General features: G+C 56.1%; 16 protein-coding genes. 3 read left to right on the top strand and 13 right to left on the bottom strand.

Annotation, left to right across the window (positions count from 1 at the left end; all coding sequences use genetic code 11):
* The first annotated feature begins 328 nt into the window (after nt 1–328).
* Both DWQ09_00990 and DWQ09_00995 read left to right on the top strand, forming a co-directional pair.
* Nucleotides 329–1723, top strand: a complete 1395-nt coding sequence (locus DWQ09_00990; GenBank protein KAA3630187.1) for an MBL fold metallo-hydrolase — start codon at nt 329–331, stop codon at nt 1721–1723.
* 471 nt (nt 1724–2194) lie between these two features.
* The gene (locus DWQ09_00995) at nt 2195–3070 is read left to right on the top strand and encodes a PEP-CTERM sorting domain-containing protein (protein ID KAA3630188.1); all 876 of its coding nucleotides are present in this window, start codon (nt 2195–2197) and stop codon (nt 3068–3070) included.
* 233 nt (nt 3071–3303) lie between these two features.
* On the opposite strand, the gene DWQ09_01000 is transcribed toward DWQ09_00995, so the two are convergent.
* Nucleotides 3304–4014, bottom strand: a complete 711-nt coding sequence (locus tag DWQ09_01000) for a PEP-CTERM sorting domain-containing protein (GenBank protein ID KAA3630275.1) — start codon at nt 4012–4014, stop codon at nt 3304–3306.
* Between the two features lie 545 nt (nt 4015–4559).
* Nucleotides 4560–7397, bottom strand: a complete 2838-nt coding sequence (prsT, locus tag DWQ09_01005; protein ID KAA3630189.1) for a PEP-CTERM system TPR-repeat protein PrsT — start codon at nt 7395–7397, stop codon at nt 4560–4562.
* 700 nt (nt 7398–8097) lie between these two features.
* On the opposite strand from prsT, the gene DWQ09_01010 reads away from it, so the two are divergent.
* The gene (locus DWQ09_01010; protein ID KAA3630190.1) at nt 8098–8511 is read left to right on the top strand and encodes a hypothetical protein; all 414 of its coding nucleotides are present in this window, start codon (nt 8098–8100) and stop codon (nt 8509–8511) included.
* 129 nt (nt 8512–8640) lie between these two features.
* On the opposite strand, the gene DWQ09_01015 is transcribed toward DWQ09_01010, so the two are convergent.
* From DWQ09_01015 to DWQ09_01065, 11 genes are all read right to left on the bottom strand, one after another.
* Nucleotides 8641–9939 (bottom strand): FHA domain-containing protein, encoded by a 1299-nt coding sequence (locus DWQ09_01015; protein ID KAA3630191.1) that lies wholly within the window; start codon nt 9937–9939, stop codon nt 8641–8643.
* A gap of 254 nt (nt 9940–10193) precedes the next feature.
* On the bottom strand, nt 10194–10664 hold the full coding sequence (locus DWQ09_01020) for a phasin family protein (GenBank protein ID KAA3630192.1): 471 nt from the start codon (nt 10662–10664) through the stop codon (nt 10194–10196).
* A gap of 378 nt (nt 10665–11042) precedes the next feature.
* Complete coding sequence (locus DWQ09_01025) at nt 11043–11366, bottom strand: non-heme iron oxygenase ferredoxin subunit (protein KAA3630193.1); 324 nt, start codon at nt 11364–11366, stop codon at nt 11043–11045.
* Nucleotides 11367–11374: 8 nt separating this feature from the next.
* The gene (locus tag DWQ09_01030; GenBank protein ID KAA3630194.1) at nt 11375–11734 is read right to left on the bottom strand and encodes an SUF system Fe-S cluster assembly protein; all 360 of its coding nucleotides are present in this window, start codon (nt 11732–11734) and stop codon (nt 11375–11377) included.
* A 20-nt stretch (nt 11735–11754) separates the two neighbouring features.
* Entirely contained in the window at nt 11755–12198 is a 444-nt protein-coding gene (locus DWQ09_01035) for an SUF system NifU family Fe-S cluster assembly protein (protein KAA3630195.1), read from the bottom strand.
* A complete protein-coding gene (locus DWQ09_01040) occupies nt 12195–13457 on the bottom strand; it encodes a cysteine desulfurase (GenBank protein ID KAA3630196.1) in 1263 nt (420 codons plus the stop codon). The genes DWQ09_01035 and DWQ09_01040 overlap by 4 nt, the downstream gene beginning before the upstream one ends.
* Entirely contained in the window at nt 13454–14785 is a 1332-nt protein-coding gene (gene sufD / locus DWQ09_01045; GenBank protein ID KAA3630197.1) for a Fe-S cluster assembly protein SufD, read from the bottom strand. The genes DWQ09_01040 and sufD overlap by 4 nt, the downstream gene beginning before the upstream one ends.
* A 10-nt stretch (nt 14786–14795) precedes the next feature.
* The gene (gene sufC / locus DWQ09_01050) at nt 14796–15557 is read right to left on the bottom strand and encodes a Fe-S cluster assembly ATPase SufC (protein ID KAA3630198.1); all 762 of its coding nucleotides are present in this window, start codon (nt 15555–15557) and stop codon (nt 14796–14798) included.
* Between the two features lie 226 nt (nt 15558–15783).
* On the bottom strand, nt 15784–17235 hold the full coding sequence (locus DWQ09_01055) for a Fe-S cluster assembly protein SufB (GenBank protein ID KAA3630199.1): 1452 nt from the start codon (nt 17233–17235) through the stop codon (nt 15784–15786).
* Between the two features lie 50 nt (nt 17236–17285).
* Nucleotides 17286–17771 (bottom strand): SUF system Fe-S cluster assembly regulator, encoded by a 486-nt coding sequence (locus DWQ09_01060; GenBank protein ID KAA3630200.1) that lies wholly within the window; start codon nt 17769–17771, stop codon nt 17286–17288.
* A 1167-nt stretch (nt 17772–18938) separates the two neighbouring features.
* On the bottom strand, nt 18939–20549 hold the full coding sequence (locus DWQ09_01065) for a general secretion pathway protein GspF (protein KAA3630276.1): 1611 nt from the start codon (nt 20547–20549) through the stop codon (nt 18939–18941).
* Nucleotides 20550–20573 lie beyond the last annotated feature (24 nt).

Below are 20573 nucleotides of genomic sequence, written 5' to 3' on the forward strand. Positions count from 1 at the left end.
AGCGATGGACGCATCCGGTACAAAACTGGAATCTCACATTGTCACAGCTGGCGATTCACTTCCAGGGACGCCTAGACGACCATATGGCACTGTGAAGACTGGCTGACACAGAGTTTTGAACACCCTCTCAAACGCCTTTTGAGCTGACTTTTTCGTGCTCCCTTACTGGCGTTTGATGCCTGCCTCGAGCTAGTACCATTCATGTCATTGCCCTGGTGTGGACGCTTCTCATTGTAGTTATTTAAGGAACGCCTCTAGATCTTAACGAGGCTCGGACTTTCTTCAAAAGCACGAGAGATAATATACGTTATTCCTTACAGGGACAGGTATGCAACTCATACACCACGGAGCGGTAGAAGGCGTAACGGGATCGTGTCATGAACTAGTCATAGACAATACGAACTCAGTCTTGGTCGATTGCGGATTGTTTCAGGGCACTGAACTTTCCCCGGGCAGAGCCTCGTCACACAATCTCACGATTGATTTTCCTACCGACCGGGTTCGGGCACTGTTGTTAACACACTGCCATCTCGATCACGCCGGACGGATTCCCTATCTTCTGGCCGCTGGATTTCGAGGGCCGATACTCTGCTCGGAACCCACAGCGGTACTCCTTCCCCTCATGCTGGAGGATGCGCTGAAGATGGGTGTGACGCGCGATAGGAAGCTGATTGAGGGTTTTCTTGAGCTGCTGCGGATGAGGCTCGTGCCGGTTCCGTACGATCGGTGGCAAGACGTGGAACTGCAAGGGGGCTGTAGTCTGGCGGTGCGCTTTCGACCGGCGGGGCATATTCTTGGATCGGCCTACATCGAATGCCGGGTGCGCGGCGAGGGAGCCGATGAACGAGTGCTTTTTTCGGGTGATCTGGGCCCACCGTACACGCCCTTGCTGCCGGCACCGAAAGCTCCCTGGGGCACGGACGTGTTGGTGCTGGAAAGCACCTATGGCGACCGGCTGCACGAGCAGCGACACTCGCGGCGGCAGCGGCTGCGGCGCATCGTCGAGCACTGTCTTCGTGATCGTGGGGTGATCCTGATTCCGGCGTTCAGTATCGGTCGTACCCAGGAGTTGCTCTATGAACTGGAAGATATCATCCACCGTTATGGGTTGCGGGACGCAGCCGCTGGCGTGAAGTGGGAAGAGCTGGAGATAATTGTCGACTCGCCGTTGGCCGCCCGGCTCACTGATGGCTATCGGCAGCTGCGCGATTATTGGGATGCGGAGGCCAGGCGGCGTGCGGTACGGGGCAGGCACCCGCTTGCCTTTGATCAGATCACCACGATTCCCGACCATGCGACCCACCTCGCTGCGGTGGATTACCTGCGCCGCACCGCGCGGCCCTGTATCGTGATCGCCGGCAGCGGCATGTGCAGTGGCGGACGTATCGTCAACTATCTAAAGGCCTTGCTGGGGGATGCGCGCACGGACGTGCTGTTTGTGGGTTATCAGGCGCTGGGCACGCCAGGGCGCGATATTCAGCGCTATGGTCCCGAAGGGGGCTATGTCGAGCTTGACGGGCAACGCTATGACATTCGCGCAGGAGTGCATACGCTGCCTGGTTATTCAGCGCACGCCGATCAGAAGGATCTGGTTAATTTCGTGCGGCGCATGCGTCGTCGGCCGCGACAGATCCGCTTGGTGCACGGAGACCATCAAGCCAAAATGAGCCTCAAGAAATCGCTTGCATCGGTATGTCCGGAGAGCGAAGTGATTATCCCCTGATTTGATCGATCGGCTTGTTCGCCCGATCGACCCGTTATCCCTGTGTCAGTCGGCGCGAGCTGGTATACAGATCGTTTTCGCGAGGCGGACGCTCGAGGGTGACACGCGGTATGCAGAGGGGTGTCAATAAAATTTACACCCCTTGGGGGTGCCGTCCCGATATCTCTTTGGATTTCTGTATTTCCGTTCTAATTGACTGTTTCTTCTGCAAACCTGTCGGTCACCCCGCGGTTTATATGGGTGCGTGAACAGGTAGCGACAGGCCCTGCGTAAGATCTGGCCATGGTTTCCGGGGAAAAAATGTCAGTTGTTTTTACAGATATTTCTTCAAAAACCTGAGGTAAATTGGATGGATTGAGCTTAAGTCACCGAAATATAAAAGAAAATGTTTAACTGGTATTGAATATGCACATGTTTTGCTTGAGATGCGCTGGTACAACGCAAAAGAATAGCGAAAACAGGAGCAAGGTTATGAATCGTATAAAGAAGCTCGTTTATGCTGCCGGTCTGGCAATGGGAATGGCTGGGGGCGCGCAGGCTGCCGATATTGTGTTCATTGTCGACGAGTCGGGCTCCATGGGCGGTGAGCATGCTTGGCTTTCGAGCATGGTTACCAGCTTAGAAACGGAGCTGGTAGCCGCAGGTGAGACGGCTAACAACTACGGTTTGGTTGGATATGGAGCGAGTTCTTCACATGGAATTGATGGTCACGCTCATACTGTGGGATCGGGTGATTGGGGAACTGCAGCAGCCTTAGCTTCAGCCACTAGTGGATTATTTACATCCGGCGGTACTGAAGATGGGTGGCAAGCAATCGATTATGCCCTGAATCATTACGCTTGGTCCGGCGGTCCCATTAATTTTATTCTGGTTACGGATGAGGACAGAGACAACAGGGATGCTTCGTTATCATACGCCAGTGTGTTGTCTGATCTGAATGGCAGAGGTGTTGTGCTGAATTCTGTGATAAATGTGTCACTCCGTGATGGTACCGGCGCAGTCGCAGTGGGGGTTGACGGCGATAATCCCGCTAACGCCTACATTGCCGATGGCATGGGTGGCTACACATCGGCAACTGGCGGGACCGCCACTGGTGGATACGGGACCTCGGTTGCGAACTACGCAGAGTTGGCTTGGGCGACTGGCGGTGCTGCTTGGGATCTGAATCAGCTCAGAGCTGGCGGTTTGACTGCTGCCTCTTTCACCGCCGCGTTCGTTGATATCAAGGTGCAGGAGATAATCGAGCAGACCGGTTCGGTTCCCGAACCCGCTTCATTGGCGCTGATGGGAATCGGCCTGCTGGGAATGGGATTCGGTCGTAAGGTGATTAAGAGTCGAATTCGTTAATCTCAGTTGCGATTATTCGTGTAAAAAGACGGCGGCCATTGGCCGCCGTTTTTTTTATTTATCCAAGTCAATATAGGCCGGGTTAGCAAAGCGTAACCCGACGAATGCAGGGTGTGTGTCGGGTTACGCTTTGCTAACCCGACCTACGGGCTGATTCCCCCTCATCCTGACCTTCTCCCGGAGGGAGAAGGGACGCATAGTTCAGAGTTTTTGGGACGTCTGTGGATGTAAGTCTACTCTTCGACAGTGCACCGAGTCGCAAGCGGTGTTGGTTTTCGACAGAGCGTGAGGCCGATCATTCCCGCGATGAGTAAGACAAGGGTCGCAGGCTCGGGTACCGCCGTTATCGGCGACTCAATGGGTTGGGGTTCCAGCACATAGGGCATACCTGTTGCTGATGTACCTGGAGAGAACAAAGCGTCAATTGCTCCTGGAACCAGCGAATGTCTGACAAAATCGCCCGTAAAGGATGGGTAGCGCGTTAACGATTCGTTGTTGCCAGCCTCCGCACCATACGAGAGGTTGGCGATGATGGTGGATCCGTCACGGAGGACGATGTTATCACCACCATTGTTCAAACTCAGACTACCCGTGGTGGCGGTGAATACGAGACCAGGGATATCGGTTGGTGTCCCGCCTCCATATACAACGACCGTTCCTCCGGATGGCACCAGGGTAGCTGAAGGAAAAACGTGTCGGACACTGACGCTGTCACTGAGCGTCCAGTTGCTGATATCGATTTCAATGGGGGACAGATTGATGAACTCAATGAATTCATCGTCATAGGTGTCGCGGATACCGTCACCGTTGGCGTCGCCTGCCAGGCCGGAGGCGGGATCGGCGAGTATTTCCGTGATGATCGGGACTGCCTGGGAGGGGGCGGGGAGTGCGATGATGAGAACAAAGGCCGCAAGGGCGTTCGACAGCTTCCTGCTGTGGCTCATGTTGGAGTCCTTTCCAAGTTGTGTGGCTGTACGGGACAAATGTTAGCCGGAATTAGTCGGGGTGCCAAGCCTGGTGTTATGTGTTTTTGGGTCAGGGTGTTGAGTTGGGCCCATCCTGCCGGGTTTGACCCAACCTATATGACAAGGGAGGGGCGTGCGCTGGGACGAAAGCAGTAGGAGCGGCTTCAGCCGCGATGTCGTGTTTCTCAGGTGATGCTCTTCGCGGCTGAAGCCGCTCCTACGGGTTGAGGTTTTGGGGAGGGGTTGTGTTGAGCCCACCCTGCCTGGTTTGACTCAACCTGCGATTTGGCTGTTCGCGGCTGAAGCCGCTCCTACGGGTTGAGGTTTTGGGGTGAGGTTGTGTTGGGTTCACCCTGCCTGGTTTGACTCAACCTGCGATTTGGCTGTTCGCGGCTGAAGCCGCTCCTACGGGTTGAGGTTTTGGGGTGGGGTTGTGTTATGCCCACCCTGCCGGGTTTGACTCAACCTGCGATTTGGCTGTTCGCGGCTGAAGCCGCTCCTGCGGGTTGAGGTGTCGGCTGGTGTCATTGCAATTCCTTGAGCAGCGCTGCAGCCGCAGCGCGTTCTGCAAATGGTTTGTTGTCTGCGAGCAAGGCTTGCAGGTCGTTTTTCGCCTGCTCGCGCTCGCCTGTTTGAGCGCGCGCCGCCGCGAGGTGGAATTTAATATCCCTGTTGTTCGGTGCGCTGAGCACGGCGGTTTTTAGAATCCGTAACCCTTGCTGGAGGTCGCCGCTCTTTATCAGCACCCAACCATAAGTATCCAGAACGTCGGCGCTTTCCGGTGCCAGGTCGTGCGCCCTTTTGGCGAGTTCAAGCGACCGGATGTTATCTGAACCCAGATATAAACCGGAAAGATTATTGAGTGCGACAACGTTGTTTTGCTGCAACTGTAAAACGCTCTCGTACTCTCTAATGGCATCAGAGCCTTTACCGTTCTGTTGCAGGGTTTGTGCGAGCGCCAAACGTACGGCAATATCTTTAGGGTTTGTTTCGACCCAGTTGCGTAGCCTCGCGGTAGCCTGGTCGCTATCGCCGCTGGCTTCCTCGGCTTTGAAGAGCTTGATGAGTAGCGGGCGATTGGGCGACAGCTTGTAGGCTGTTTGATACGACTTTTTGGCGTCGGCGGCGCGATTGTCGCGCATCCACAGGTCACCCTGTAACACGTAACCCGCCGCGCTCTCTGGGTGCTCGCTCATCAGCAGTTTTGCAATTCGTTCCGCAGCTTTGGCATTGCCGGTTTCCAGTTCAAGATTACCCAGTGCCACTCTCGCCGGAAGGTAGGCGCTGTCGAGGGTGATTGCTCGCTGCAAAGATGCCTTGGCACCCGCGACATCCTTGCCGGCTAGCTGGGCGATGGAGAGTTTGAAATAGGCATCGGTAGATTGCGGGTTGAGCTCCACAAGTTTCTCAAAGGTTTTTCGACCTGCCGAATGACTGCCGGTTGCGAGCTGGCTCTGGCCCAGCAGCACAAGAACACGGGGTTCATTGGGAGCAAGTTTTTCCGCTTCGGTGATCAACTCCAGTGCTTTTTTTGGATTGTTTTCTTGCAGATAGATCCCTGCCAGGATGAGGCGCGGCTGGAGTGCAGCAGGATTATGCCAACGGGCCCTGTCCAAAAGCTGTAGCGCGTCCTGATAGCGCGCCTCGTCCTTGGCAATTTTTGCGAGCCCCAGCAATGCTTGCTCATTGTTCTTGTCGAACTCCAGCACCGATTCAAAGCGTTGGCGCGCAAGTTTCCTATCGTTGGCTTGCAGATCCAGGCGTGCAAGGTTAAGCAGCGCGGGTATGTAATTTGAAGAAACAGAAAGCGCTGTTTCGTAGGTGGCACGCGCTTGTTTGATGTCTTTCTTGCCTTCGTATGCGGCTGCCATGAGATTGTAGGGGAGGGGATTCCTGGGTTTCTTCGCAACCAGTGCTCTGGCGCTCTCCAAAGTCTTGTCAAACTCACCCCTTTTGAGATGGATCAGTCCGAGCATGATCTCCGCTTGAAGAAAATCGGGATCAATTTCAATGGCGGTGTTCAATTCCGCAATGGCTTTGTCGGGGTCTCCCTTGGCCAGCTGACCACTGGCCAGCCGCAATCGAATTTCCATGGCTTGCGGCTCGAGGTCCACAGCCCTTTCAAGATAAGACATGCCTCTGGTGTAGTTTCCGTTTGCGATATGGGCGTTACCCAGCATTGAGAGAAACTGCACATCACCAGAAAACTCTTTTTCCGCAGGTTCGAGTATTTCGATGGCGCGACCTGGCGTATTGAGTTTCAGGTAAGATGCCGCCAGAAGCTTTCGTGCGGGGAGGTGCGTTGGGTCTGAGTTCAGATATTGGGACAGTTGCTGTGTAGCCAGTTCGAATTCATTAAGCAGGTAGTGCACCGAACCAAGCAGTAGCATGCTGGGCAAGTGATCGGGTTTTACGCTGCGCACACGGTAGAGCGCGCTCTTGGCGTTTTCAAGATTGTTGCTCTGTTTGGCGGCTACGGCCGTGAGGTAGTTGACGAGCGGGTGGTCGGGTAGGCTCTTTGCCAGGAAATCAATATGCTCCTTCGTCTGGTCTGTCTTTTGTTGTTCAAGAAGCGCGCGCACCAACCCGACGCGGGCACTGAAACTGTTGTCGTCCAGGTTTACTGATTTTCTGAAATATTCCTCGGCTTTTACCGCATCCCTTTTGGAAAGTGCCACCTCTCCCTTCAACATCCAGGATTGTGCATCCTGATCAGACTGTTCCAGCGCGAGATCGAGTCGGTAATCGGCGTCGTCGAACTCCTTCTCCATAAGCGCTATTTTTGCCAGGCCCCGATGCGCCAATGGATTTGTTTTCTCTTTGCGGAGGCTTTCCAGAAATCTTTTCTTGGCATTCGACAGGTCTTGGATGCCTATCTCGGCCTCACCTCGCACCACCAGGGCGAGCGGTGAGCTCTGCTCCGTGCTGCTGCTATCAAGAGCCTCTAACGCCTCCTTGTAATTGCTTCTAAGCAGGTAGGCTTGCGCGAGGGCGAGTTTTATTTCGTCGTCCTCCTTGCCTTTGCTTTGTGCATATTTGAGCTCTTTTTCTGCACCTGCCCCGTCACCCAACTCGAGATAGGCTTGGCCCAAAGCCCACCGTGCCGCGATGTTATCGGGCTCCTTTTGCAGAATGAGTTTGTACTCGAGCACGGCCGCCCGGTAGTCACCTTCGTTCTGGAGTACTTGTGCTCGATCGAAACGCTCTTGCGAGCTGATTTCGGCACTGCAACCAGTGGTGGCGAGAGTGGCGGCGAGAATTGCCGCGGCCAACCAGGGTTTGTGCGGGAACGGGAAGTCGTTCATGGCGCAACTCCTTTTGATAAATCGATGGATTCTTATGAGGGCGAGAGAAAGATCCATCGGTCGGTTTTCTTAAAACGTCCTATTTTACATAGGTATTCCCGGTAACAGGGTAAGGCGCCCTTGGTCATACACCATAATGACCGACCCGGCACCTGGGGAAGCTCTGAATTATGTCGTGTTCAGTGATTCTGTTGCCCGGAAGCGACGATTTCGGTGTTGGAAAGCTTGGCAATAGCGGGCCATTACCTGCACTTTCCGCCCTGAACTTGCCGCTGCTGAACAACGCTCCCATCTAAACAGACTCAATCAGAGGTTCCCTGGAGTCCCCTGCATCGCAAACCGGTGAATCCTCAACAACTGTTAAACCTGGTGATTTTCAATTTCCCTGCTTTCAACAAGAAACCCTAACACTTGGAGGAAAACAAGCTGAAAGGAAGGGTCTGACACACGCCAGTAAGTATAAGCATTAATAAAATCGATACAAATGGCGTGGAAAAATAATCATAAATCTTTTTGGGTTTAGCCGCTTACGTGATCCAGTTCTCCTATCTGATCAAAGCCAGACCGATTAGCAGGTATTTGTGAACTCCTCCGCATAACGGTGGGTACGGCACCGGTAGTCTTGCATCCGTACCAACCGGGTACAGACCCGTCGGCTCCACACCGCAGGTGCCGCAAAGTCAGTAGCCGGGGATCATCCACCGATCAGTTGAAGCGTGAGAGCCCCAGAATGTGTCACTCAAGGATCTTCCTCGTAATGATTGCCTCCAGTGCGCTGTTAACCGCTTGTGGTGGTGGTGGTGGCACGGGTACGACGATCGGCAGCGGCGCTGGTCAGGTGCCGGCTGGTACCGCCTCGGTGCAGGTAAGCTGGGATGCGCCCACGAATCGATCCGACGGGTCATGTTTGGGCAATGACTTGAATGGATTCGTCGTGTCGTACGGTAATTCATCCGGCCAATATACGCAGAATGCGCAACTCTATTTGAGTTCAGGCTCCATATCCTGTCAGCAAATCGCTTACGACAATGTCTGTGGTGTCAGCGTCAATCGGTGCACCTATACGGTGGGTGGACTCGCTACCGGCGATTGGTACTTTGCGGTGCGCGCATTTGATGATGTCGGCGCCTACAGCAGCTACTCCTTTGAGGCCTCTACGCGGCTGAACTAACAGAACCAGGACGCCGCTGTCCCATAATCCTTAGAAATAGAGTTTTTTCAGGTATTCGTCGGGTTACGCCAGGCAATCCGACCTGCAGCTACTCGCGCGATCCCTGGCCAAATCAGGCTACCAGCGCCGCTAGTTCGAAGCTACGACGGTGGGGCGCGGTTTGTCGGAGGATGGTTTTTCCGAAGTACCGTTTCCTTGTGCCCCTGATGCTTTTCCTCCCTCTTCGACTTCTTGCAGATCGGCGGTTTGAGGGAGTTCGAATCGAAACTCATAGGGGGCGATTCGAAAAACGGTCCCGTCATGAAGCTCATGACGGACGATAAGCCGATTGCCGACCTGCGTACCCGCTTCCGAGTCGAGATCGACCAGGTAATAAGCCTCGCCCGCTTTGATAACCGCGGCATGCTGTTCGCTCACCTTGGGATGCGACAGCTGCAGGTCGTTTTCGGAGGTACGCCCCAGTCGCACCAGCGGCGCAGTGATGTTATACCGCTCTATAAACCCGTCGCTTGTACCTACCACCAAGCTTGGAATGGGCGCGGTCGAACCGGCTGAATCGATTTGAGCATAACCTTGAGTGGTTTCCGTCCTGGTTTTACGTCTGGAACCCAGCGGGGGAGCGATATCCCAATCCAACTCTTTTGCCGCGGCATCGACCAGCTTGACGCTGAGTTGATGCTCGCCTTCGACGAAGGCGTTGAGCAGTATGCTGTCGCAGAGGATGTTGATCAGCCGCGGGACGCCCCTTGTGTAGCGGTATATCGCGTAGCAGGCGTCGGGTTCGAAGAGAGGGGGACCATCCCAGCCGGCCAGTTTCATCCGGTATTGTATGTAGAGATCGGTCTCTTCTTCGCTGAGCGGACCCAGCTTAAAGCGCAGCCGCACACGTTGATCGAGTTGCCGGAGCACGGGTTGCTTGAGTCGATGTTCCAGTTCGGGCTGGCCCACCAGGATGATACTGAGAGAGCCGCCGTTCTCGGTCTCCGAATCGGAGAGCAGGCGGATTTCCTCGAGAACCGAGTCGTCCAGATTCTGTGCATCATCGATGAGTAGCAGTACGTTGTTCTTGCGCGTTCGCTGCAGCTCGAGCTCGCGACGGATCTCATTGTGAAGCGCCACTTTGTCGTTCGCTGGAGATTTGCTGCCCAGGCCCCGGGCAATGGTCTGCAGGAACTCGATGGCGTTGAGCAGGGACTGAGTGACGCGAACCACGGTAACACCGCGGTCCATCTCGGCAAGAAACTTCTGTACCAGCGTGGTCTTGCCGGAGCCGATCTCGCCGCTGATAACAGCAAAACCCTCATGGTTGACCACGGTGTACTTCATGTACGCCATGGCCCGGGCGTGCTGGCGGCTCAAATAAAGAAAATGAAAATCAGGGGCTATCTGAAAGGGGTGTTGATCCAGATTGTAAAATTCGAGATACATGGTCGTTTACCCAATCCCTCGTTACGCTTTCCTGCGTGTTGACTCCCGACAACTCATTCTGGATCGATACCGTTTTGAGCCTAACAGGAGAATTACATAGGGATTTTAGACCGGAATCGGGCAAAATCGCGAATCTATTCGTGGGGCAGATCTGCTGAATGATCGCAGAGTGCCGATTCCGGCGGGCTCAGTATAGGGTGAACACCGGCACACTGCTGAGCCAACCCCTGACGGGTTGGCTCAGCTGAATCCGGTTATTTCTTAGGTTTACCCGCTGACTGATGCAGCTCGGCCATGCTCTCCTTGAAGCGCTGACTAAGCGCTTCGAACGCCTCCTGGTTGGTTTTAGTGGTCATTTCGGCCAGTTCACGCATGGTTTCAACCGCTTTTTCAAAGGCCTGCTGCATCACCGCGGCCTGTTTCTGTGCCGCCTCCTGGGGATTACCGGCGACCGACAAATCCTTGATGACCGCGGTGGCTTCCTGCATTGCCTGCTGGAGGATCTCACGCTGACGTTCGGCGATAGCTTGCGTGCCCTGGAGTGCGAGCTGGTTGGCTTTGGTCAAAGCCTCCAGATTCTTGCGCTGGGTATCGAGCAACACGTCGAAGCTGAAACCGGGAATCTTGAAATCACCCATGTTGGCAGAGAGATCCTGCATGAGTTTGTTGGGGTCGAAATTGGAAAAATACGTCGAAAAATCAAAGGGATCGTTTGCTTTTGCCATGGGGATGCTCCTTTCAGTCAAGGAAATGCTGCAACGCAGCAATATACTGGAAGTATGCGCGGTGTTTTGCAGTGCGTCAATAGCGCCCGCTGCGCTTCACGGGTTGTGCCGTGCCTAACCGCACTGATCCTTTCGCTCCGGTCCGTGCGTATCGATGGATTGGACATGTGCCGCTGCGGAAAGATCTTGGGCAAGGGATCCTGGATGAACTGAAAAATGAGAGGGGACCAACGGGAAAAGTGCGTGGAGGTTATTTCTTGCGCGCGCACCCCAACCGATGGGGAGTCGCGGTGGGAAGGAAAGGCCCAGGCAGGGGTAATAATTATGCGGAAAGTTCAGGCATTCACAGCATGGTTGAGCGACGTGATCCGACCTGGGCTAGGAATCCAGGGTGTCGACACAGACAAATATCCGTTCTGACTCCACCTTCACCGGAAACGTTCTCAAGTCCTCATACGCCGGCGGGGCAGTGACTGTGCCATCGCGCACGCAGAATCGGGCGCCGTGATGCGCGCAGACGATTTCGTCGTCTTCAATGGCACCGTCGTCGAGGGGGGTGTAGTCGTGAGTGCAGAGGTTTTCCAGGGCAAAGTACTCATCGTTGCTTTTCACGACGATGAGGGAAGTACCGTTATATTCAAAGGGGTGAATGGGATTCGTGGTCAAATCACCCACGGCGGCGGCTTCGATCCAGTGATCCATGCTCGCGGCTAGAACAGACCGAGCTGCAGACGCGCCACTTCCGACAGCCGATCCATCGTCCACGGGGGATCCCAGGTAAGCTCTACGGTGCAATCTGATACCCCCGGGACCGCCTTGACGTTGGCAGCGACAGTATCCGGGAAAGTCTGCGCGACCGGGCATCCGGGTGTGGTAAGCGTCATTACGACGTGCACGAAACCGTCTTCCTTCACCTGTATCTCGTAGATCAGACCCAAGTCATAGATGTTGACCGGGATCTCCGGGTCGAAGACGTTTTTCAGTGCGTCTACGATGTAGGCTTCCAGTTGCTCAGGATTGGGTTTGGAGGCCGCGCTGCTGGATGTGGATATGGTGTTTGCGTCGCTCATCGCTATTGCTACCCTCGTAGTTACTCGGTGGTGGCGGTCTGATGGTTGTGTTCGAGTGCGGCCAGCAGGGTGTGCCAGGCAAGCGTTGCACACTTTACTCGCGCTGGGTACTCGCGCACACCTTCCAGAACCGCCAGCTTTCCCAGGCGCTCGGAGGCGCCTGTCTCGCTTGTCGTCATTTTGTGAAAATCGCCGAACAGGGCTTCGACCTCGTCGATGCGTTTACCCTTCAGCGCTTGCGTCATGAGCGAGGCGGAGGCTGTGGAGATGGCGCAGCCATGTGCCTCGAAGCTCACATCTTCAATAACGCCCCCCTCAACCTTGAGGTAAACCGTGATCTGATCTCCGCACAACGGATTGTGTCCATCGGCGCGATGGCTGGCGTCGGCCATGGCGCGGCTGTTTCGCGGATTGCGGTTGTGATCGAAAATCACCTCCTGATAGAGGTCACGCAGATCGCTCATCGGCCGAACATCTCCTTGGCCTTTGCTATGGCGGCCACCAGGCGGTCGACATCGTCGTACGTGTTGTAGAAGGCGAACGAGGCGCGCGCCGTAGCCGCCACTCCAAAGTGCTGCATCACGGGCATGGTGCAGTGGTGCCCGGCACGGATCGCCACACCCTCATGATCGAGAATGGTTCCAAGGTCGTGGGCATGGATTCCGTCCACTAGAAATGCCAGGATGCTTGCCTTCTCCTCTGCGGTTCCGACGAGGGTCAGTCCCGGTGTCTGCTGTGCCGCTGCTGTCGCGTAGTCGAGCAGTTCATGCTCATAGGCGGCGATGGCCTCCATTCCGATCGCGTCCAGGTAGTCGATCGCCGCGCCAAGGCCGATGACGCCGGCGATATGCGGTGTACCGGCCTCGAATTTGTAGGGGAGGGCATTGAACTGCGTCTTGTCGAAGCTGACGGTGCGGATCATGTCTCCGCCGCCCTGGTACGGCGGCATGGCATCCAGCAGTGCGGCTTTGCCGTAAAGCACGCCGACTCCCGTCGGGGCAAAGAGTTTGTGCCCGGAGAGAACAAAGAAGTCGCAATCCAGTGCCTGAACGTCTACGGCCATATGCGGCACAGACTGGGCGCCATCCACCAGTACGGGTGTTCCCTGGGCGTGCGCCGCGTCGATGATCTGCTTCACAGGATTGATGGTGCCCAGCGAGTTGGAAACCTGCACTACCGCCACCAGCCTCGTTTTCGCATTGAGCAGACGATGAAACTCCTCCATCTGCAGTTCACCCCAGTCATTGAAGGGCACTACCTTGAGGATCGCACCGGTCTGCTCGCAGAGCATCTGCCAGGGCACGATGTTGGAGTGGTGCTCCATTTCGGTGATCAGGATCTCATCACCCGTCTTGAGGTTGGAACGGCCGTAACTCTGCGCCACGAGATTGATTGCCTCGGTGGCTCCGCGCACGAAGATGATCTCCTTGCTGTCGGCCGCGTTGATAAACCGCTGCACTTTCTTGCGGGCATCCTCATAGTTCCTGGTGGCGCGTTCGCTCAACAGGTGAACACCGCGGTGGATGTTGGCGTTGTCATTCCGGTAAAAGCTGTCGACGGCCTCGATTACCGCGCGTGGTTTCTGCGTCGTTGCGGCGTTGTCGAGGTAGACCAGCGGCTTGCCATGAACCTCTTGATTCAAGACGGGAAAGTCGCGGCGAATCTGTGCGACATCAAACGTCGACGCCACGTGAGCCGAAATGAATTCGCTGGCGGTGTTCACAATAGATCCTTCACGGTCTCGCTGTTTGGCAGGCGGGCAATGACGATTTCTTCGAGTCTCTTGCGCAAGGGCATCAGTTCGATGTGGCGCAACAGATCGCCGGCAAAGGCGAAAGTAAGCAGGCTGCGCGCCGCATCCTTGTCGATGCCACGGGATTGCAAATAGAAAATCGCGGTGGGATCGAGTTCGCCTACCGTTGCGCCGTGACTGCACTTGACATCATCGGCATAGATCTCGAGCTGCGGCTTGGTGTCGATTTCGGCATCGCGCGACAGCAGGAGATTGGCGTTGGATTGCATGGCTTCGGTCTGTTGCGCGTCAGGATGGACGTACACGCGCCCGTTGAAAACACCGCGGGCGTTGTCATCGAGAATTCCCTTGTAGAACGCACTGCTCGTGCATTGAGGTACCAGGTGGTCCACCCAGGTGTAGTTGTCAATGTGTTGTCGGCCTGATCCCAGAAACAGCCCATTGAGGGTGCAGCTTGCACCGCTTTGTTCGAGGCGTGCGTAGACATCGTTCCGCACGATGCGGCCGCCCAGTGCGATAGAGTGCGAATCAAACCGGCTCGCTGCAGCCTGCCGGCTGCGCATCGTGCCGATGTGGTAAGCGTTGGTGCCTTCCTGTTGGACCTTGTAGTGATGGAGGACAGCGCCTTCGCCGGTAACGATGTCGGTTACGCTATTGGTCAGATAGCATTTCCCGCCAAGTCCTACGTAGTGTTCGACCACAGTAGCCGTGCTCTGCGCGCCCACCAGTATTAAATTGCGTGGCTGGACAGCCCGTTGCTCGCTGTTATCCGTGGCAACGAAAAGCAGGTGGATTGGCGTCTCCATGGCAGTGTTGGATGGCAGCTCCAAGTAGGCGCCGTCGATCAGCAATGCCTGGTTCAACGCAGCGAACCAGCGTGTCTCGTCGTCATGCGCCAGATGCGGGTGCAGGCGCTCTGGATTCTGTTCCAGGAGGTTGTTGATGTTGGTCAATGTCACACCGGCTGGCAAGTCACCGATGCGTGAGAGAGTCGGGGAGAAGTGCCCGTCGACAAATACCAGGGCGTGGGTGGTCAATTCTGTCAGAAGGTACGCCTGAATATCCTCTTCGGTGACCGTGCCGGGTCGAAGTACCAGACCGGCTATTTCCTGTTCAACCGGACTGACACCGGTGTATTTCCACTCTTCATCGCGGCGCGTGGGAAATCCCGAAGCGGTGAATCGCGCTAAAGCGTTTGCGCGACTCTCCCGCAGCCAGTCCACGCCGGCGCCCGGAAGCGCTTCAGCGGCCTCGCCGAAGGCCCTTTGCCAACGTTCAGTTGCGCTTTTCTCTTTCATCGGTTACCTCTCACCGCGCTGCTTGGGCCGGCTCGTCGTGCAGCCAGCTATACCCGCTCGCTTCCAGTTCCAGCGGCAGCTCGCGACCACCCGATCGGGCAACACGTCCATCGGCCAGCACATGGACGTGGTCGGGTACGATGTAATCCAGTAACCGCTGGTAATGGGTGATTACGACAAAAGCGCGATCAGCGCTGCGCAATTGATTGACGCCTTCAGCAACGATCTTGAGAGCGTCGATATCGAGACCCGAGTCGGTTTCGTCCAATACCGCCAGGTAGGGCTGCAGCATGGCCATCTGTAGAATTTCGTTGCGCTTTTTCTCACCACCGGAGAACCCTTCGTTGACCGAACGGTAGAGGAAATCTTCCTTCATCTTGAGGTTCGCCATGCGGCTTTTTACAAAGGTAAGGAAGTCCATGGCATCGAGTTCTTCTTCACCTCGATGCTTGCGTACCGCATTGACGGCGGCTTTCATCAGCAGAATGTTGCTGACGCCGGGTATTTCCACCGGATACTGAAAAGCGAGGAAGATGCCGTCACGGGCGCGTATCTCCGCAGGGACCTCCAGTAGTGATTGCCCGCGATAGGTGATGTCGCCACCGGTTACCTCATAACCTTCACGCCCGGCCAGAATGTGGGCGAGGGTGCTTTTCCCGGAGCCATTCGGTCCCATGATGGCGTGCACCTCACCCGCTTGTACCGAGAGACTCAGCCCCTTCAGTATCTCTTTGCCGCCCACGGCGACGTGTAGATCTTTGATTTCCAGCATAGTGGTTTCTCTCCGTGGGGCTCTCGACGCTGCCCCGGTTTTTCGTGTGTCGATTAGTGTTCGATTCGTCGCTGCGGGCGAATCGATTCGCGATCGTGGTCCAGATCAAGGTCATGATCGCGGTTGAAACCGCCCCTACAAAAAACACATTGTTCATGTAGGAGTGAATTCATTCGCGATCAGCGGCCTGGTTCCCGCCACCGCATTCGCGAAACCGCCCCTACAATTAACCCACTGCGCCTTCCAGGCTGATACCCAAAAGTTTCTGGGCCTCAACTGCGAATTCCATCGGCAGTTCTTTGAATACCTCTTTGCAGAAGCCGTTGACGATCATGGAAACAGCATCTTCTTCAGACAGTCCGCGCTGCTTGAGGTAGAAGAGCTGATCCTCACCGATTTTCGATGTCGAGGCTTCGTGTTCCACCTGGGCGGTTGGATTCTTCACTTCGATGTAAGGGAAGGTATGCGCGCCGCATTTGTCACCCATGAGCAGCGAATCGCACTGGGTGTAGTTGCGCGCGTTTTCCGCGTTTTTGCCGATCTTGACCAGGCCGCGATAGGCGTTTTGCCCGCGCATGGCGGAGATGCCCTTGGAGATTATCGTGCTGCTCGTGTTCTTACCGAGATGGATCATCTTGGTACCGGTGTCGGCTTGCTGCTTGAGCGAGCTCAATGCCACCGAGTAGAACTCGCCCACCGAATTGTCGCCACGCAACAAGCAGCTGGGATATTTCCAGGTGATGGCCGAACCGGTCTCCACCTGCGTCCAGGAGATCTTGGAGTTATCGCCACGGCAATCACCGCGTTTGGTGACGAAGTTGTAGATGCCACCCTGACCCGCTTCGTTACCGGGATACCAGTTCTGCACCGTGGAGTACTTGATCTGGGCATCTTTGAGCGCGATCAATTCGACGACGGCGGCGTGGAGCTGATTCTCGTCGCGCATCGGCGCGGTGCACCCCTCCAGGTAACTGACATGGCTACCTTCGTCCGCGACCAGCAGCGTGCGCTCGAACTGGCCGGTGGAGGCGGCGTTGATGCGGAAATAGGTCGACAGTTCCATGGGGCAGCGTACGCCCTTGGGGATGTAGCAGAACGAACCATCGCTGAACACCGCGGAGTTAAGTGCGGCAAAATAGTTGTCGGTATAGGGGACGACACTGCCAAGATACGCGCGGACCAGCTCCGGATGTTCCTGGACCGCCTCGGAAAAGGAGCCGAAGATGATTCCCTGCTCAGCCAGCTTGCTTTTGAAGGTTGTGGCGACCGATACACTATCGAATACCGCGTCAACGGCCACTACACCGGCCAGCACTTCCTGCTCCTTGAGGGGGATGCCGAGCTTGGCGTAGGTTTCCAGCAGATCAGGGTCAACTTCATCCAGGCTCTTCGGCCCGTCCCCTTTTTTCTTCGGGGCAGAGTAGTAGCTGACCGCCTGATAATCGATGGGGGGATACTTGAGGTGGGCCCAGTGGTGCGGTTCGGTCATGGTGCACCAGTGCCGGAAGGCCTTGAGGCGCCACTCCAGCAGCCACTCAGGCTCGTTCTTGCGCGCCGAGATCGCACGGACGACATCTTCATTCAACCCTGGGGGGAAGGTGTCGGACTCGATATCAGTCACGAATCCGTGTTTGTATTCCTGACTGATGAGTGTGTTGACGTCTTGTGTGGAAGTCATAGGTTCAAATCGCTATGTCTTTAAATGAAGGTGGATTTCACCAGTGCCCGCTAGCCAGCGGTCACCGTTGTACGAACCGGAATCCCGCGAAACGACTGCAATGTTCCGTGGGGGTCGATGCTCATCCGTGGCTGTGTCGCCTGGGTCATCTCGGCAAGGGAGACATCGTCCAGCGCCTTGTGAATCGTCCTGTTGATCCATTGCCAGTGGCTGCTCACCGAGCAGTGAGGTTCCTGATCGCAGGCTCCCTGTTCGCTGCTGCATTCGGTGATTGCGATGGGTCCCTCAAGGGCATCGATGATTTCAGCCATTGAGATGGCGTCTGCACCACGTGCCAGACGGTAGCCACCTTTGGCGCCACGATAGGAGTCGAGCAAACCCTCACGGGTCAGCAGCTTGAGAATCTTGCTAACCGTGGGCTGGTTGACCTGGGTCTCCAGCGCCAACTCCGCCGCAGTATGCGGACGACCGGATTCGGTGGCGAGATGGCTCATCACCACGATTCCATAGTCAGTCAACTTGCTCATCCGCAGCATCTTGAATCCCTAGCCGTTCATATAGAGGACTAATCTAGTCCTATAATGTAGGACTAATATAGTCCTGATTGAATAGCTGATCAACCCTGTCGGGATCAGGTTGATGTGCCGATACCGGATTCGGCTCGAAACCAGAGCTCGAAACCAGAGCTCGAAACCAGAGCTCGAAACCAGAGCTCGAAACCAGAGCTCGAAACCAGAGCTCGAAACCAGAGCTCGAAACCAGAGCTCGAAACCAGAGACCTTATCCGGCGTGAAAGGGAACAGGACGGGCATCATCGGCGTCAACCCGGCCGGAAATGACAATTGTCAAAAAGCGCTTGCGTTATCCTGAGTGCTTTGCTATGTTAATACCCGGTTGACACATGCTGTGTATAACCGGCTTCCGAACTTCTCCTTCCCCTCCCCCCCATTCGGAAGCCGGTTTTTTTTTTGCCTCCCGGAACGCCTCTCGCGCTGTCCCATTCGGGTGCTTTCGATGAGTGCCGGACACCCTCCGTATCCACACTGTTTACGATTGATCGGCTGGCCAATATCGCCGGTTGGCGCACTGACAGGAGTGAATGCTGAGCGGATGCCCCGTCGAAAATTGGAATCCGGGTGCATTGGCGCGATGCGAATTCGCGGGCTATCGGAAGGACGTCCCTCATTGAACGCTCTGGTTTCGCACCCGGCATCGTGGCCTGAAATACGATTTTCGGAGGGTGCGAGCCGCTGGAATGCCTTGATTGACGAAGGGGATACTGGAAAAAAAAAGACCGGCACCCGTATAAGGAGGGGCGGGCGCCGGTACTACCACCAAAGGAGGAGGAGGGGTAAAAACTGTATTACGTTGGCGGGCATTATACACAAAAACTGATGCAGTGCAACAAAGAAGCGTGAATGCCCAATGGTGAATCGTTTAATCAGACCAGATGAGCTTCAGAAATAATTGGGAATCACTTAATAACAAGAAAAACAATGAGATAAATACTGTTAAAGAGGTTAAATATGGTCTGATCAACTATCTGTTTGTCAGGCTGTCCACCTTGAATGCTGCTGTATGGGCACGCAATCAATAGATTTTGCTGCGGTAGCAAAATAATTTATGGCCCTCAGGCAGACACACCCTGCGTGGTCAACCGGAGTCTCCAGGCGTTGCGGGTGAACGGCGCTGAGAGGCTTCGCCTACACGATCTGTTGGAAGGCGATCAGGCTGTCCAGGGGGGTTGAGTTGGCAAGTGTGGTGCCGAAGAGCGATTGAAAGCTGCCTTGCTCGCCGTGAAGTGCCATGTAGTTGAGGATCACGGTCTCGACGAGGAGGTTTACATTGTTGGCCGCCGGGCTTGAGGCGGTTTCCACCGAGGCATCGCTACGCATGTAACCGATCTGCTGGTGGCGCGCTTGCGCCGCGGCGTCCGCCCCGAGCAGTTGCGGTCGTCCCAGAGGGCTATAGACCAGAAAGAAAGATGCGGCGGTGGATGAGTTGTCGCCGGTCCAGACCCCCTTGCCGCCACCGTTTGCTGAGTTGTCGAGCTGACCGTTGCTGGCGACCGAGCCGTCGCTGAGCACATACAGCATCAGCGGCCTGCCCTTTCGCGCTGCGTACTCCAGGCAGGCGCCCATGCAGCGACCGGCGCGCAGATCGCGCAGTTCGCCGGTGGCTCGGTCTCCGGTGTGGTAATCATAACCACCCATGGTGATGGTGCCTGCGCCGGCATAACCGCCGCTTGCCCCATCCAGCACCATCTTCATCACCGATGCGGTTTTACGAAACTCGCCGTCACCGTCGAACTCCACTGCCGAGAATATGCCTGCCCCGCCGCGGATATCGGTGTCGGTGGTGGGGTCAACACTGACCCCGGCAAAGCGATCCGCAATGTCAGCGGAGTTGATATATCCGCAACGCACGCGATCCTTGATCGCGGCATTCTCGGCGGCAGAGAGTCGCGGATCGACAGCGCTCAGGGCCAGTTTGCCGTCGCTGAGGCGCGTCATGGACTCCATAACGGCAACCACATCGGTGGGATCGGTAAGAATGCCGGTCAGGTTTCCCGTATCCACCATGCCGGTGACATCGGAAGGTCTGTCGACTTTGGTCGGGCGAATCTCCGGATCGATCATGGCCATCGGCGCCACCGAGTTGCCGCCCGATTCCGAGTTGCGTGATCCGACCAGCGTGACGATCTCACCGGTCGCACCGGCGCGTGCTATGCCATACATGGGATTGTGGGGATTGTTGCCGGTGTCGTTGTCCGAGCGCGCCGGGATCACCGCGCCGTTGATATTGGCGGCAGTGGCCGGGGAGATCTTCTCCAGTATTCCCCTCAGCATGGCGCTCGTGGAATGGAAGGTGAGCCCCAGGGTCGTGTCGGTGAAGTCACCGTTGCTGGTGGCGGAGGGATTGGTCTCGACCTGGCCCGGCAGCATATCGCCGGGCAAGCCGAGCTTGCTGTAGCCCGCGGTGGTCAGCAGATCCAGCTGCCCGCCCTGATTTCCGACCAACACATTGGAGCCGGCAATATTGGCACCGCCTGCCAGATCAAAGCAGATAAACGGGACCTTGGCGCCGGCGAAAGCACCCAACGGGCAACCCGCGCTGGTGGCCATGTTCTGAATATCGGTCGAGAGCAGCGCCTGGGCCATCCGGGGAAACAGACCCCAGAGTGCGCCCCCCATCACGACACCGCCGCCCGCCAGAAAGCCCTGACGGATGAAATCCCGGCGTGTCACCGGCCGGGCATGATCGGGGTGACGCAAGGGCTCGTTGGGGGTTAGCGGCCGGTGTCGTTTTGCCATGGTTGTGTCCTCGGTCTCCGCGGT

Source organism: Pseudomonadota bacterium (assembly GCA_008501635.1).
GTDB lineage: Bacteria > Pseudomonadota > Gammaproteobacteria > QQUJ01 > QQUJ01 > QQUJ01.